Below are 15,676 nucleotides of genomic sequence, written 5' to 3' on the forward strand. Positions count from 1 at the left end.
GGCACCCGGCCGCATGCAAGGCGCGAAGCGCCGGGCGCCGCATTCCCCGCTGTTACTGTGAAGCCATGATTTCGGTGACGGCCTTGGTGTAGCTCTTCTGCGTCGCACCGAGATCGCGCAGCTGTTCGAACTTCAGCAGATCGCCCGGCGCCATGGCAAGGTTCGGGAACTGTGCGGTCAGTGCCGGGTCGAGTGCATCCATCGCCGCCTTGTTCGGCGTCTTGTAGAGGATGTTGGAGGCGACCCAGATGCCGACGTCCTTGCCCAGGACATAGTCGATGAACTTATGCGCGGCTTCCTTGTTCTGCGAAGCCGCCGTCACCACGATGGTGTCGACCCAGAGGTCGGAACCTTCCTTGGGAATGACGTACTTGATGTCGGCGTTCTCGGCGATGCCGTAGTTGCACCAGCCGTCCCAGGCGTGGACCAGGCTTGCCTCGCCGGACACCAGCTTGGAGTAGAACGTCGTGTCGTCATAAGCCAGCAGACCGCGCTTGGCATCGACCAGCAGGTTCTTGGTCGCTTCGATCTTCGCCGCGTCCTTCTCGTTCACCGAGAGGCCCTGGGCCAGCAGGCCCGCCGCCATCAGCCAGCGGTCGGTCGAGAGCATGGTGATCTTGCCCGTAAGATCACTCGACGGCTTCAGCAGGTCGTTCCAGCTGTCCGGTGCCGCGGCCAGCATGTCGGAGCGGTAGCAGAGCCCCGTGGTACCCCAGGCATAGGGAACCGAAAAGCCGTTGCCCGTGTCGTGATCGAGCTTCATGGCCTCGGGATAGAGATTCGCCATATTGGGGGTCATGGCATGATCGATCTTGGCCACCAGGCCCAGCTCGTTCAACGCCTCTGCAAAAGGCGAGGAGACGAAGAGCACGTCGTAGCCCTTGCCCTTACCGGCCACCACCTTGCCCATGATCTCTTCGTTGGTGGCATGGACAGAAAGCTCGGCCTCGATCCCGGTGGCGGCGGTGAAGTTCTCCAGAAGGTCGGCGGGCATGTAGCCGTCCCAGTTGGAAATGACGATCTTGCCTTCGGCCATTGCCGCGCCGGCGCCACAGGTCATCGCGGCGGCCAGGGCCACGGCGGTTACGGTCATTTTGCGCATATTCATTGTCTCCCTGTTTTTTCAGTCCGGGCCTTTACCGACCCTCCCCGGCCCTGCCTTTCCGCCCCCGGAAAGCAGCGGCCGCCCCTCGTTCATCAAGGCCGCCACCCTTTGCCGGGTGACCCCTTCGATCCGAATATTGCACTTTTTACGCAAAAAGTACCGCACAGATCGCAGAAAGACGCAAGCCCGCGCCGCCCGATCTGCCGAAAATTCGTGATTCAGCGTCGGGTCAGGCGGCGATGCGCAAGAAATCGAACCTTGTTGAAATCGGGCTTTACTGCCTGGGAAACCGCCACATGGCGGCGCATCAGTTCGGCCGCCCGCAGCATCTCTCCGGCCTCGATGGCATCCAGAATCTCAAGATGCTCGCCCAGGGATTCCGCCAGACGGGCCCGCTCGCTGTAGTTTTCGTACTCGCTGAGCCGGCGCAGACGGGTCTGCTGGCGGATCGTCTGAGCCAGGAAGCGATTGGCGCAGCAGGCAGCGATGGCTTCATGGAACTGCGCATCGGCTTCGAAGAGCCGGCCCATGGGAAGACTGTCGACGCCTTCGTCGAGAATGGCCGCGTGCGCACGGCGCAGCTCGGCGAAACGACCCCGATCGATCCGGAAACCGGGCTCCAGGATCGCCGCCGGTTCGACCAGCTCGCGAAAGCGGTAGCTCTCGTCATAGGCATCCTCGTCGATGAGCGCCGGGCGAAACACCCAACCGCGCCCCGGCGCCCGCTCGATCAGACCCTCCTCGCTCATGCGCGCCAGTACCCGGTTGATTACCGCACGGCCGACGCCATAGCGGCGCACCAGCCCCGAGACGGAAATCTGCTCGCCGATCAGCTTGGCAAAGTGCTCACTCGCCATGGTGCGATAGATGCGCTCGTCATCGGTAACCGGCAGCGCCGTCTCCAGGGAAGCATCGCAGAGTTCGTAACCGCGCTTGGGCTGATAGGCCACAACCCCGGCCTCTGCCAGGGTGGCCAGCGCGGCGCGCACCGGAGAGCGGGACACCCCCAGGACATCGGCCAGGCGGGCCTCGGCCAGACGCGCACCGGCAGGCAGGCGTTCCTTGCGCAGCCAGTCCAGGATGCGCCCGGCCAGCTCGATCTGCTTGCCACCCTGTGCCATCAGTTCTCCGTTGTGCCTTGCGGACCGCGCCCGCTGCGGGGAGAACTCAAAACCAAATCGGCGCGGTCTGCAACACCTGTGATCCGGGGAAGGTCCGGGCTACCTGCCCGGCGATGCGAAAGAACTGCCTGTTCTAAGCAGTACTCAGCGCAGACCCGGCAGAATTGCCGTCAGCTCGGCGCGGCGATGAATGCCGAGCTTCGCGTAGATGCGCTTGCGATGGGTTTTCACGGTATTCAGGCTGATGCCGAGCGTCGCCGCCACCTCGCCTTCGTCCCGGCTGCTCACCAGAGTGGTCGCGACGCGCCATTCGCCACGGGTCAGCCCCAGCGCCTTGCCCCAATCGCCGGTGCTCTTCGGGCGCTGCTGCGCGTCGGGGTCGTTGATGGTGACAAGGGCGGTAGCCGTAGTCTCGGTGGTCCAATAGCTCTCAAATTCAAATGGCGTGATCTCCGCCATGTAGGGCCGCCCGCCTGAGGGCCTGGTAAAGGCCACGATTGCGGGGCCCGCAGGCGCCGCACCGGCATCCTCACAGATCTGTCTGGCCAGCGCCTCGCGGAGCTGACGCTGGCTGTTCTGCGCATCGACAACCAAGCGGTTGTTGCGGACGGTAAGCCCATCGTCCAGACCGCAGATCGAATCCGCCAAGGCGTTCATGCGCACGACACGGCCGTTGCGATCGACCAGGAACGCAGCGCGTCCGATCTGATTCAGCGCATCGAAGGCTGCGTCCATCGTTGCGCCCATCTGGGTGATCTGGCGCTCGACCTTCAGTGCCCGCATTATGTGGGTCGTCAGCGAGTCGAAACGGGCCAGTTCAAGATCGTCCAGCGGCACGCCCTTTTCGCTGCGATTCAACATCACCTTCAACTGCAACTTTGCGTCGAAACGCGATGTGAAGCGGCTGAGATGGAAGCTGTCGGCGCGAATGGCAAAGTCCTGATAGTACTCGCTGCGCGCAAAGTCCTTGGGATCGCAAACCTCCTGCAGCCGCATGATCGACGGCGAAAAGGCGATCGGCAGGCTGAGGCGGAAAGGGTCCAGTTGATGATAATGGCTGAAGTAGAGGTCAGGAAAATCGCCGAGATCGGCCGAGAGATGCACGGCCACCGGCTCGGGCTTGATGTCCGCCGGATCCAGACGGATCTGCGATAGCTCGCAGCGCTCGAGGACGACAGCGGCCAAGGACGCATCGAAGGCCGAGGCCACCGAGCGCAGTGCCGACTCCCAGCTTATTTCACTGGTCGATGCGCGATAGACCTGCTCGACGAGCGCATCGAAGGTCTGGCGGTCTATGACCATGAGCCACCCTCCTTCAATGCCGTTTGCCCGGGAACGCGCAGCGTCAAGAACCGCCTGTCGCGATCACCTCTGCTGCAGGTAACTTTGGAAAGCGTGTTATCGCGTTCATTGGCAGAAGCACGCCCGGCGGTTCCCGCGTTGCGGGCCCGCGGCAGCGCCGCCATAGCCAAAGTTGAAACGATAACTACCAACCCTTTTTCTCCCCACATGAAATCTAACTTCGAGGGAAGGGCGGAGCGTCACCCTCAAGGGTGATCGAGTTCACGCGCATACAACCAAACTTAAACAGAAAGTTCTGTGACTTCCGTTTATGCGACCTCTTTGTTTTGCCGTTTGGTTGATTGTCCGGATGGCGGCTGATGTTTTCGCCCAGGCCACTCTGAGCGGTGCCACATCCGGAAAACGCGGTCCTCGTTTGATACCGACGACCCTTCATCCCTTTACGCTGCAGCCGGATGCCTCCTTAGGCTTCATCCAACCTGCTTTCATTGTAAAAGTTAAATCAGCTCATATCAATTCCATTTCTGGTAAAATCTAAGAAATATTGTAAGAATATCCTCATAATTATGGCATAATGCCCTGATTAATACGGACATACGTATGCTTTAATCATAAATATCAGGGTTATATGACCTATTAGGGCATTTAACCCATACTATATTACCGTCTCTTGGCTAGGCCAGGCTATATGCCCTGTTGCGACCCTTGCCGGTGACTTCCTCCACCACGCCTTCGCGAATCAGTTCTTCGAGAAGCCACGACGACCCAGGGGTGGTGACGTCGAGGCGCTGCGAGATAAACCGGGTCGAAATGGCCGGATAGTTCAGGAAGAGCCAGGCAAGGCGCGGCAGGCGTGAACCGGCCCGGCGCTGAGTCAGAATCTGGACCAACTTTGCGCGGCCCCGGTTTAGGGTGTGGTGATTGTCCAGCCCCGCGTTCGCCGCGACCTGCACCGCTTCGCAGAAGCGTTGAATCCAGACCCCGAGGGTCACCTGATCGTCAAGGCTGCGCTGCGCTTCGCGCAAACCGATCCCAAGGCAAACCGTCAGACCCTTTGTCTTACCCCAATGCCAAAGCAGCAGGGATGCCAGGACCAGGCCGACCTCATCGTTGTAGGCTTCCAGCGGGCTCATGCGGCGCCACACGCGCAAGGCCACCGCCGCGGCCGGCAGTGCCGGCGTCGATTGCAGCTCTTCCACAACGTCCAACCAGCGTTGTACCGAGCGACGTTTGTCCTCGATGTCTACATGGGAAACTTCGGTGGAGGTTTCGGCCGCCTCATCGCCGTTGCCCTGGATGCTGTCGATCATCCTGGTTTCCAGCGCGATAATACCGTCGCTGGTCAGCGTCTTGGCCGGTCCGGCCCGGCTGATGTGGCGGCGCAGAGAGAGCAGGGCCCTCGCCTTCATCCATGCCGCTGTCGGCTCAGCCGGCAATATGTTGGCATCCACCATGGCCAGATCCTGGAGGGCGACGGACTGCCCATCCAACAAAACCAGAGCGGAGGCTTCTTCGAAATCCGCCCGGCAGATCCAGGAGTGCCGCAGATCGCTGACCGAGAGCTGCTGCTCCAACCGGGCCACGCGATCTTCCGCCAGGCTCCAGGCCCGCGCGAAGGACTCCCAGGGTAAACCGACCTGGTAGTCCGCGGATTTGCGATCCGGCCGCCTGAAGAGGAGTTCCTTACGCAGTTCACGACCGAGTTGATTGCCGTTTTTCTGAAGTGGCTGTGGCGTGACTTGCATAGTGTTTGCTTTCTCAATCAGTGGTGCCGGGCCGGTCGAACATCCGGGGCCGGGTTAGACTTCGATCTTGCGCCATAGAGCAAAGGGGCTGCCGGGCTCCTCACGCGCAACCCAGCGATAGGGCAGGCGCCGCCAGGGCATGACCGGGACAGACCTGTTATCCAGTGCATAGGCGCCGCGTTTCGTATGGGCCAGCAGCACCGCGTGGCCCTGGCCGGTATCTGCATAGCAGGTCGCCAGGGTCAAAGCGCCACGCGGCCAGCCGAAGCGCTTGATCAGCAACTCCAGCTTGCGGATCGCAAAGTCCTCACAATCCCCCGAACGGCCGGCGGGCAGCCAGACATCCTTGTTCTCGGGTGTGAAGAGGGTCTGCTTGTTCACCAGACGCTGCACATAGTCCAATTCAGCTTCGCGCAGTCTTGTGGAAGCAAACTGCCTCAACGATGCCTTGCCCGGATGCAGCGCCGGAAAACGCTCCACAAGACGCAACCAGGCCGGCGGCGCATTGACGAACGCGCCGCTGCCGATCGGCGTTGAGAGGGGAAGCGGCTCCGGCAAGGCAACCAGATTGGCGTGCGACTGCCGCGGTAAGATCGCGGTCACAGCCGAGGCCGTCATGGCGCCCAATAGGTGTCTTCTGGTCAGCATACTTTGCTCCATTTCTTTGTTTGCTAGAGGCCGTCCTCTCTCCGGAACCGGCCCGCGCCTCACCCGAACGCATCGGGCCTGCGCGTCTCCGTTCCGCCTCCTCCGGCAATCTCTTCGGGCCTCTTTCCTGGCCCGAAGCAACGTTTCGAAATGCGCCCTTAGGTTTATCCAAAGCCTGCATCCCATTTCCAAGAACACTCTTACGCAAAGCCAGCCCTCCTGCCGTCACCCCTGGGGGTGAAGCTATCAAACTGAATTGATTAGTGTTTTCGGACAGCTTGATGAGAAACCATCAATTAAATTCACCCCTAGGGGTGACGCCGAACCACAACCTTTGCTTTACATCAGTCGTCGATTGGGGGTCGGCGGTTCAAAAAAAGGGAGCAAGGTGCACATGGGGTCGATGGACATTAACGAGCGCTCAATGAGCGGCTCGGCGAAGCAGCATGCGGACAACACCGCAGTCGAAGGTGATGCGGGGGTTTCCGCGCTTGAGGGCCAGGCACAGGCGCCACTGACGGTCAATCAGCCGGCTGCCGGGGAGACCCTGGAAGTGACCGGTGAGACCGGCGCTGTTTACCTTCTCGACTTCGATCCGGCGGATGCGCGGATCACCGTCGAGGGGCAGAATCTCGTCCTGACTTTCGATAGCGACGGCGACGGCAGCGCGGACTCGCGGATCGTCTTCCTAGAACTCGCCGGCATGACTGAAGGGCCGGACGCCCCGGTGTTTCAGATCGCCGGCGTCGACTACGACATCACCGCCCTGGTTGAGAGCGCCCTGGCCTTCGCACGAGAGAGCGGCGAGGACGCCGGCGAGGCGGAACAGAGCCCGGCCGGTCCGGCGTTGGAAACCGCAGGCGGCGGAGGCGATGGCCAACCGGCTCTGGGCGGCGGCGCCACCCAGTACCAGGACAACACCGGAAGCAACAGCTTCAGCGGGGGCAGCGACGCCCTGAGCGGTGTCGGCGGCGCGCTTGGCGGCGACGTCGGACCCGAGGTTTCTTCCGGCACCGTCATCTCGGGCTTTCCGGTCGTCGTGGCCGGCCGCACGGAAATCGAGACTACGACGGATACCGGCAGCACCACCGGCGGGGATGGCGGTCCTACGATCGAGATTATCTCCGGCGAGGTGGTCGACGGCTACATCGCCAATGCCACCGTGTTCCGCGACGCCAACGGCAATGGCCAGTTGGATGACGGTGAGGTTTCCACCATCACCGACATCAACGGCAACTTCACTCTGGAAGGCGGTAGCGGCCCGCTGATCGCCGTCGGCGGCACCGACGTTTCCACCGGCCTCGCCTTCAAAGGCGTTCTGAAGGCCCCGGCGGGCGCCACGGTCATCACGCCGTTGACCACGCTGGTGCAGCAGCTTGTCGAAGACGGCGATCAAACCGCCGAAGAAGCGGAAGCCGCCGTCAAGGAAGCCTTTGGGATCGCCGAGGACTTCGATCTTTCCAACACCGATCCGGTCGCCGCCGCCGCCGGCGGCGATACCGAAGCGCTGGAAGTCGTGAAAGCCGGTATCCAGGTGGCCAATACGGCAACGCAGGTAAAGGCCGCCCTGGAGGGCGGCGGAGCAAGCGATACGGAGGGCGCCTCCAACGCCGCCTATGACGCCATCGCCAAACAAATCGCCGACAATGCAGGCGCCGGAACCGACACCGATCTGACCGACGACGGTCAAATTGGAAACGTCCTGACCGAAGCGGCGAACAACGTGGATGACACCGATCTCGACAACGACGACGTCGACAACGCCACGAATGTAATTGCCGCGACCAACACAGCGGTCGAAAACATCGAGATTGATGATGACAGCAATGCCACAGAGGTTCTGACCGATCTGGCGCAGGTCGCCCAGGTGGCGCAGGACGAGGCTGCCGACGCCATCGAGGACGCGGTCGAAAACAGCGATAGCACTGCCGTTGACGGTTTCACTGATGTTGACGATATCGAGAGTGAGGCGGCAGATGCCAACGTCGGCAGCGTCACCGGTTCCGAGACGTTGACCGAGGGCGACGACGTTTTCGTCGCCGATCCTGTCGACACATCAGGCCAGAGCATCGACGGCCTGGGCGGTGATGATCTGCTGACCGGCGGAGACTTCAGCGACGCTATATCCGGCGGTGCGGGCAACGACACCATCAACGGCGGCGGCGGTAACGACATCCTCTTGGGTGGCGCCGGCGACGACTCGATCAACGGCGGGGCCGGCAACGACGATATCGTCGGCGGCCCCGGCAGCGACACCATCGACGGCGGCGACGGCACGGACATCGTGCGCTACGACGCCGATATCGGCGGCTTTACGTTCGCCGGCGGCGAGACCGGCGAGATCCTGATCACCGAGACGGCGAGCGGCGACACCGACAGCCTGACCAACGTCGAAGACATCGCCTTCACCGACAGCAACGTCCTGCTGGTCGGCGAGGGTCATCCCTTCGAAAACATTCAAGACGCCATCGACGCCGCCGAGGCGGGCGATACCATCCTGGTCGCGGACGGCGACTACGGCCCGATCACCATCGACAAGTCGCTGACCCTCTTGGCTCTTGGCGATGGCGCGACCATCACCGGCACCGGCGTCAATCAGGGTGCCGCCGTCAGCATCAAGTCAGACGTCGACGACGTGACCCTCGGCGGCTCGGACAACGGCTTCAACATCTCCACCGGCGACGGCGACCTGGCGGCGGTCTATGTGGTCGGCGACAACGAAGGCATCGTGATCGAAGGCAACACTATCGATGGCGGTACGGGCCATGCCCTGCTGACCGGCGGCCAGATCGACGATCTGACCGTACGCGACAACGACATGCAGGCCGACGGACCGCTGGCCGTGGCCTACAACAATGGCGAAGCCAGCCTGGGGCCTGACCACGCCTCCAGCGACGTCCGCTTCATCGACAACACCTTCACTGGTGCTCCCCCCGTTGCGGGCATCGGTGGCACCCCCGGTGCAGGCCTGCTGCTGGGTGTGGAAGCGGATGATGCCGTCATCACCGGCAATACCTTCGAGGGCTACAGCAATTTCGGAAACCTGGAGATCTTCGGCGACGGCGCCGTGATCACCGGCAACGACTTTCAGACGTCGGACCTGGTCCCGGCGATCCGCGACAGCAACGACAACTATGACGATGACGATCTGATTGCCGACAACAACTTCAGCGGCGGCGGAGTCTCGGTGTTGAGCCCCGGTACCGCCATCGCCATCAATGCCGATGAGCTGTCCGGCGTGACGGATCTGGATGTCTCCGGCCTCAGCGCCGCTGCCGTTACCTTTACCAGCCTTGGTGAACTGACGCAGATCACGACTTCGGGCGGTCAGAGTATCGAGCTGGACGGCGGCCAGATCGCGGCGGCTTTCCCGAACGCCAGCCCCCTGGTCGACGATCAGACGCTGACGATTTCGGGCGGCGCCGCGGTCAATATCGTCAATACGGGCCTTACCCTGCCCAACGACGGCACTGCGCCGAGCGTGAACAATCTGCTGGCCCTGGAATTCGACGGCCTGGCGGATGAGAAATCGCTGGTTCCGGAAAACCTGACGATTGACGGCAACCATGCATCGGTTTTCGCCGCTTTCTGGATTCACCTGGATGCGAGCTATGTTGCCGGCGGCAATTTTCTCAATCTGCCGGTCAACACCGACTTTGCCTATCTTGGCAACGACTACGTGCGCTACCTGGCGGCAGGTGGTGAGGCGATCCTGGATCTGGTGAAAGTAGCCCCGGAGCCGGACGGGCGCCAACAGACCCTGCACGACAACTTGCTGGGCAACCTGGGCGACGGCCCCATCTCAAGCCGATTCACCAATCTGGCACCGGAAGCCCAACCCGATCCGCGAACCGAGGCGGCGGAAGCTTTTGGCGACCGCCCTTATCACGCCGGTGCTGTCGATAACCAAGGCGACTACACAGACTTCACAGCGGCCTCCGGCACCATCGGCTGGGATCTGGCCCACGGGATCGACTACCCAAATGGCCTGCCGTCACCCTATGACGTTCTCGACGAGGCAAACACGCTGGCCGGCACTAACGCCGTCGACTTTTTCTACGGCGGCGGCGGCAACGACACCATCACCGGCGGGGACGGCGATGACACCGCTTCCTACTTTGGCGACCGTTCCGATTTCGAGATCGTCGCCACGGCGGATGGTGGCTTCACGCTGACCGACACCAACCCGGACGACGGTGACGAGGGCAGCGATACGCTGAACGGCATCGAGAACCTGCAGTTCGACGATGGAACGCTGCGCTTCGGCGCGACTCTGGCCCGAGGCGTTCCGGAGATAGATGCTGCACCCGGAGAAATCGGTGGCAACGAAAACAGCGATAATTTCCACCCGGGAACCGGCAACTCCAACGTCAACTTCGTGATCCACGACAACACGGAAGTCCAAATCGAGGCCGCGATCAAGACCAAGCTCCGTTACCAGGGCGACGCGGATTCCGACGGCCTGACCTACCACACCGAAACCGGCATCAGTTCCGGGGCCGCGGGACTGTGGAATTTCGACTACAGCGTCGTCGACTACGGCGCCGCCGACCTGTCGAACTACACCATCGCCATCACCGCCGACTTCGTCGACATCAACGGCAACCGCAGCGAGGGCATCCTGAACTTCAATCCGATCACGCATCGGGCATCAAAGGGCGGTGCGGAAGATTACTACCAAGACCCTGACGGCAACACGGATGGTGTCCAGAACTCCCAGAATCTGGGTTGGCAGGCCAGCGACTACGACCCGACGGCACCGGGCAGCTACGAATTCGTGCTGACGGTGACCGACAATTCGACCGGCGAGATTGTCGCCGAAACTCAGATGAAGGTCGTAGTCGAAGCCAATTTCACGGTTGCGCAAGACGGATCCGGAGACTACCTCACCATCCAGGACGCCATCGATAACGCCAGTGAGGGCGATACCATCCTGGTGGCGGCCGGCACCTACAACGAAAACATCACCATCGATAAGGCTGTCAAGCTGATCTCCGCCGAGGGGCGCGACAGCGCGATCATCCAGGGTTCGTCGGGCGCCGGCAATCTGGGCACTGTCATGGTAACCAACGATACCGACGGTGTGCAGATCGGGACCATCGGGCATGGTTTCACAATCATCGGCTACGACGTGGCAACCCCCGGGATCGAGCACGCGGCGTTGTATTTTCAGGGTGCTCATGCCAACGCGGGAATCGCAGGTAACGATATCCGTGCCGAGGGCGAGGCCGGGCTGCTGACCGAGTATGCTTTTGCAAATACCGACTTTGTCATCTCGGACAATATCTTCTCCGGCCAGACCTTCACCGGCACGACCGTCGCAAATGCCGACTTTTCCGAACAGTTCACGGTCAACAACGTACCGCGCGCTCTTGTCTTTATCGGCGGCAACGACAAAAGCGGGATCGTCTTCGAGAACAACGAACTGACCGGAACCGCTGGCGCGCCCCAAGATGTCAGCGGCACACTCTTCGGCAACTTCCTGGTCACCATCGATGCGGAAAACTCCAGCATCACCGGCAACAGCTTCACCGGCTTGACCTACAACTTCGGTCTGCGGGCACGCGATACGACCACTGATATCGAAGACAACACCTTCGACAACTCCGGTGGCGGCAACACCAATGGGGTGTTTCAGATCTTCACCGACGGCAGCTACAGCGGCAATGTTTTCCTGGGCGGCGCCGATGCAGACATCTTCGTCGGCACCGCAGGGGACGACTCGATCGTTGGCGGTGGCGGCGATGACGACGCAGAGGCCGGCGCCGGTGCCGATGTTCTCTTCGGCGGCGACGGTTCCGACACCATGGACGGCGGCGACGGCGACGACACCTTGTTCGGCGGTCTGGGCAACGACGATCTGGCCGGCGACGGCGGCGCGGATCTGCTCTACGGCGGCGAGGGCGACGATACGCTGTTCGGCGACGCCGGTGCGGACACGCTTGTTGGCGGTGCGGGCGGCGATGTCTTCGCCTACGAAGCTCTGCAGGATGCCGGCGACCTCATCGACGGCTTCAGTAGCGCGGACGGCGACCGGATCGACCTGGATGCGCTCTTCGACAGCCTCGGCGTTGCCGAGGATGAGGTCGAACGTGCGGGCCGCGTCGACATTCAACAGGACGCGAGCGGTTCCGACGCCATCATCTCCATCGACAGCAACGGAGACGCTGCCTTCGATATCGTCATCGTGTCGGTGACCAATGTCACCGGTGACTTGAACGCCGACAGCCTGAATCTTTCCACGGTCTGAATAAGAAGCGAAGCCGCATCACCCGTTCGGGTGATGCGGCGACCTTGGGAACCCTTAGGCTAAGCGCGGTAGGGGCGTTCCAAGTCCGGCTGTTCTGTGACCCCTACTTCCCCTGACAGCGGACTTGGGCGCTCCTAAGTGCTTCCATGCTCTTAGCGCCGAAGCGGCCCCGGGCGATCGCTGTCCAATGACGGAACACCCAATGACGAGCAACCGTCACCCAGGGTTTCGGGAGCTTTGCTCCCTTGACAAGGACGGCCGTCCTGCAGCCGCCGCGATCAAGCGCAGCCCCGCCGCCCGCTACGTCCAGGAGCCTCAATCCGGCCAGTCTGCCGGTCTGCGGCTCGCGCCGGGCATCTGCTATGTCCTGCCCGGGTCAGCGCGGAGGGCCACCGTATCGGTGAAGGACCGGGACCTGCTGCTCGCGTTCGAGAACGGCAGCCGGCTGCAGCTCCGTGACCTCATCACCATCGAAGCGATGGCCAGGTCGCCCATCTTTCAATTGGACGGTCGGGATATCCTGGCCAGCATCGTCGGCGTCATGGCCCTGGCCCGCGGCGATGGGGCTACGCTGGACAGGCTGGTCCGGCTGTCTTCAGAAGTCCTGGCCGTCTCTGGCAGTACCTTCTGCACCGCCCTTCAGGCGCTGTTGCGCGACGGCAGGCTGCCGAAGGCCTGCTTCGCCCCCGGGATAAACCCCACTCCCCCAGCGCCGGGACTGTCGCAGGTTTCGTAAAGACCAGGGCGGCGTCTCCTGCCGCCACCAACCGAGGCAACGCTTCGCCAGACCATATTCACTGCTGCGCGTCGGCTGCACGCCGACTGCCCGGGGCCGCGATTGCCGGTCCCGCCCGGGATCTCACAGGCGGTCCCGTCATGATACCGGTTGACAAAAAGGCCGATCTGAAAAATATTCCAGTAACGAAAATATTTTCATTCGGATCGAAATGCCGATATCGACAGGGACTGGGGTGACAAGAACCGGGGCAACAAGGACCGGCGCCGTCAACGCCGGCAGCGAAGCCGAAATGGCGGCGCGGGCAGCCTGGCTGCACTTTGTCGGCGGCCTGACCCAGAGCGAGGTCGCCAAACGCCTGAACGTTCCCAATACCCGGGCACATCGCTACATCGCCCGTGCCCAGAGCGAAGGGCTGGTCCGCGTCTTCGTGGACATCGAATCGGCTGATTGCGTCGCCCTGGAAACACAGTTGATGGCGGCCTACGGGCTTTCGGTCTGCCGCGTGGCCATGGAGGCCCCGGAAAGCGGCCCGCTGCCGCTGCGCGCCCTCAGCGCCATCGGCGGCGACTATCTGATGCAGACCGTGGCCGCCGGCGCCCATGAGGTGATCGGCGTCGGCCATGGCCGCACCATCGCCGCCTCGGTCGATGCCATGGGCCGGACACCGGGCGAGAACATCCGCTTTGTCTCCATGCTCGGCGGCCTGACCCGCAGCTACGCCGCCAATCCCTACGACGTGATCCACAACCTGGCCCGCAAGACCAAGGCCGAGGCCTACCTGATGCCGGCGCCGCTGTTTGCGAACTCCGCCGAGGACAAACAGGTGATGATGGGCCAGTCCGGCCTGGCGGCGACCATGGACTTGATCGCCAAGGCCTCTCTGGTGGTCGTCGGGATCGGCGACATGGACAGCTCGGGCGGCGGCGCCTCGGCGGATGCGCTGGACGGGCCGGACGCCATCGCCGAACTCAGCCGCCTGGGCGCAGCGGCGGAAATTCTCGGCCAGTTCCTGACCGCCGAGGGAACCATCCTGGCGACCCCCTACGACAGGCGGGTCATGGCCCCGGCGCTGGAAAGCCTGCGCGGCCGCGAAGTCGTCGCCATTGCCGGCGGCGAGAGCAAGGTCGACGCCATTCGCGCGGCGCTGCGCAGCGAAATGCTGACTGGACTGATTATCGACGAGGCAACTGCTCGACGCCTTGTCGAAGCGCTGTAAGCCGGAGCCTCGGCTGCAGACCCAAAAAGAAGAGCAAAACGGGAGGAACACAATGTACGAGAAAGAAAAAGATCTCATAGACGCGTTCCGCCGGGGGCAGATGAGCCGCCGGAATATGATCCGCGGCCTCGGCGCTCTCGGCGTCTCCGCCGCCACCGCCGGGGTTCTGGTGAACATGGTCTCGACCCAGGCCATGGCTGCCGATTTCGATTGGAAAAAGCATGCCGGCACCGGCGTGAAGCTGCTGCTGAACAAGCACCCCTATACCGATGCGATGATCGCCAACCTGGAGAACTTCAAGGCCCTCACCGGCATGGAAGTGAGCTATGACGTTTTCCCCGAGGACGTCTATTTCGACAAGGTGACAGCGGCGCTTTCCTCGCGCTCCAGCGAATACGACGCCTTCATGACCGGCGCCTATATGACCTGGACCTACGGGCCCGCCGGTTGGATTCCCGACCTCAACGAGTGGATCCAGGACGACAGCAAGACCTCTCCCACCTACAACTGGGACGACATGCTGGAGGGCGTGCGCAAGTCCTGCGCCTGGAACGGCCAGCCCGGCGGCGAGCTCGGCTCCGACGATGCCAAGCAGTGGTGCATTCCCTGGGGTTACGAGCAGAACAACCTGGCCTACAACGCCGACATGCTGAAGCAGATCGGCGCCAAGGTGCCGACCAACATGTCGGAACTGATGGAGGTTGCCGCCAAGGCGACCAAGGACATCGACGGCGCCTATGGCATCGGTGTGCGCGGCTCGCGAAGCTGGGCGACGATTCATCCGGGCTTCCTCTCGGCCTATGCCAACTTCGGCGAGAAGGACCTGAATCTCGCCGGCGACGGCAAGCTCTCGGCGGCGATGAACACCGCCAGCTCGAAGGCCTTCCACGCCGACTGGGTGAAGATGATCCAGGACAGCGGCGCGGCGGACTGGTCGTCCCACACCTGGTATCAGGTCGGCACCGACCTGGGCGCCGGCAAGTCGGCGATGATCTTCGATGCCGACATCCTGGGTTACTTCATGAACGGCGGCGACAATGCCATGGCGGGCAAGCTGGCCTATGCGCCCTTCGCCGCCAACCCGGCCGCTTCGGCACCGACGCCCAACATCTGGATCTGGTCGCTGTCGATGTCCAACTTCTCCCAGAAGAAGGACGCTGCCTGGTACTTCATGCAGTGGGCCTCCGGCCCCGAGCACGGCCTCTTCGGCGCCACCAAGATGGACTTCGTCAATCCCGTGCGCGAATCGGTCTGGGCCGACAGCGGCTTCCGCAAGCGGCTGGACGAAAGCTATCCCGGCTATGTCGCGATGCACGATGTCTCCGCGCCCGGCGCCAGCATCAAGTTCACGGCACAGCCGCTGTTCTTCGATCTGACGACGGAGTGGGCATCGAGCCTGCAGAAGATGGTGGCCAAGGAACTGCCGGTCGACGAAGGCCTCGATCAGCTTGCGGCCTCGGTGGACCGTCAGTTGAAGGACGCCGGCCTCGGCTGAACCTGAGCCAGCGGCCTGCCGTCTCGCGGTGGGCCGCTGCTCTCTCTTCTTCGAA

Annotated in this window: 9 protein-coding genes; 4 read left to right on the plus strand and 5 right to left on the minus strand. The window is 62.5% G+C overall.

Going from position 1 to position 15,676, the window contains the following annotated elements; all coding sequences use genetic code 11:
- Nucleotides 1–52: 52 nt before the first annotated feature.
- From HBA54_RS05560 to HBA54_RS05580, 5 genes are all read right to left on the minus strand, one after another.
- On the minus strand, nt 53–1,102 hold the full coding sequence (locus HBA54_RS05560; RefSeq protein ID WP_167222212.1) for a polyamine ABC transporter substrate-binding protein: 1,050 nt from the start codon (nt 1,100–1,102) through the stop codon (nt 53–55).
- 221 nt (nt 1,103–1,323) lie between these two features.
- The gene (locus HBA54_RS05565) at nt 1,324–2,226 is read right to left on the minus strand and encodes a GntR family transcriptional regulator (RefSeq protein WP_167222214.1); all 903 of its coding nucleotides are present in this window, start codon (nt 2,224–2,226) and stop codon (nt 1,324–1,326) included.
- 144 nt (nt 2,227–2,370) lie between these two features.
- Nucleotides 2,371–3,528, minus strand: a complete 1,158-nt coding sequence (locus tag HBA54_RS05570) for a helix-turn-helix transcriptional regulator (RefSeq protein ID WP_167222216.1) — start codon at nt 3,526–3,528, stop codon at nt 2,371–2,373.
- Nucleotides 3,529–4,202: 674 nt separating this feature from the next.
- Nucleotides 4,203–5,273 carry a DUF1612 domain-containing protein gene (locus tag HBA54_RS05575; protein ID WP_167222218.1) on the minus strand — a complete coding sequence of 357 codons (1,071 nt, stop codon included), beginning with the start codon at nt 5,271–5,273 and terminating at the stop codon, nt 4,203–4,205.
- 54 nt (nt 5,274–5,327) lie between these two features.
- The gene (locus tag HBA54_RS05580) at nt 5,328–5,921 is read right to left on the minus strand and encodes a transglutaminase-like cysteine peptidase (RefSeq protein ID WP_167222220.1); all 594 of its coding nucleotides are present in this window, start codon (nt 5,919–5,921) and stop codon (nt 5,328–5,330) included.
- A gap of 403 nt (nt 5,922–6,324) precedes the next feature.
- Here HBA54_RS05580 and HBA54_RS05585 point away from each other — a divergent pair, with 403 nt between their 5' ends.
- From HBA54_RS05585 to HBA54_RS05600, 4 genes are all read left to right on the plus strand, one after another.
- Nucleotides 6,325–12,171 (plus strand): beta strand repeat-containing protein, encoded by a 5,847-nt coding sequence (locus HBA54_RS05585; RefSeq protein WP_205944432.1) that lies wholly within the window; start codon nt 6,325–6,327, stop codon nt 12,169–12,171.
- A 202-nt stretch (nt 12,172–12,373) separates the two neighbouring features.
- The gene (locus tag HBA54_RS05590) at nt 12,374–12,907 is read left to right on the plus strand and encodes a hypothetical protein (protein ID WP_167222224.1); all 534 of its coding nucleotides are present in this window, start codon (nt 12,374–12,376) and stop codon (nt 12,905–12,907) included.
- Nucleotides 12,908–13,142: 235 nt separating this feature from the next.
- Nucleotides 13,143–14,126, plus strand: a complete 984-nt coding sequence (locus HBA54_RS05595; protein ID WP_205944433.1) for a sugar-binding transcriptional regulator — start codon at nt 13,143–13,145, stop codon at nt 14,124–14,126.
- A 52-nt stretch (nt 14,127–14,178) separates the two neighbouring features.
- Nucleotides 14,179–15,621 (plus strand): extracellular solute-binding protein, encoded by a 1,443-nt coding sequence (locus tag HBA54_RS05600; protein ID WP_167222229.1) that lies wholly within the window; start codon nt 14,179–14,181, stop codon nt 15,619–15,621.
- The last annotated feature ends 55 nt before the right edge of the window (nt 15,622–15,676 follow it).

The organism is Pelagibius litoralis (genome assembly GCF_011683915.1).
GTDB classification, from domain to species: Bacteria; Pseudomonadota; Alphaproteobacteria; order Kiloniellales; family Kiloniellaceae; genus Pelagibius; species Pelagibius litoralis.

Coding starts and splice junctions, on each gene's coding strand:
- HBA54_RS05560 (WP_167222212.1), bottom strand. CDS start 1,102: ATGCGCAAAATGACCGTAACCGCCGTGGCCCTGGCCGCCGCGATGACC.
- HBA54_RS05565 (WP_167222214.1), bottom strand. CDS start 2,226: ATGGCACAGGGTGGCAAGCAGATCGAGCTGGCCGGGCGCATCCTGGAC.
- HBA54_RS05570 (WP_167222216.1), bottom strand. CDS start 3,528: ATGGTCATAGACCGCCAGACCTTCGATGCGCTCGTCGAGCAGGTCTAT.
- HBA54_RS05575 (WP_167222218.1), bottom strand. CDS start 5,273: ATGCAAGTCACGCCACAGCCACTTCAGAAAAACGGCAATCAACTCGGT.
- HBA54_RS05580 (WP_167222220.1), bottom strand. CDS start 5,921: ATGCTGACCAGAAGACACCTATTGGGCGCCATGACGGCCTCGGCTGTG.
- HBA54_RS05585 (WP_205944432.1), top strand. CDS start 6,325: ATGGACATTAACGAGCGCTCAATGAGCGGCTCGGCGAAGCAGCATGCG.
- HBA54_RS05590 (WP_167222224.1), top strand. CDS start 12,374: ATGACGAGCAACCGTCACCCAGGGTTTCGGGAGCTTTGCTCCCTTGAC.
- HBA54_RS05600 (WP_167222229.1), top strand. CDS start 14,179: ATGTACGAGAAAGAAAAAGATCTCATAGACGCGTTCCGCCGGGGGCAG.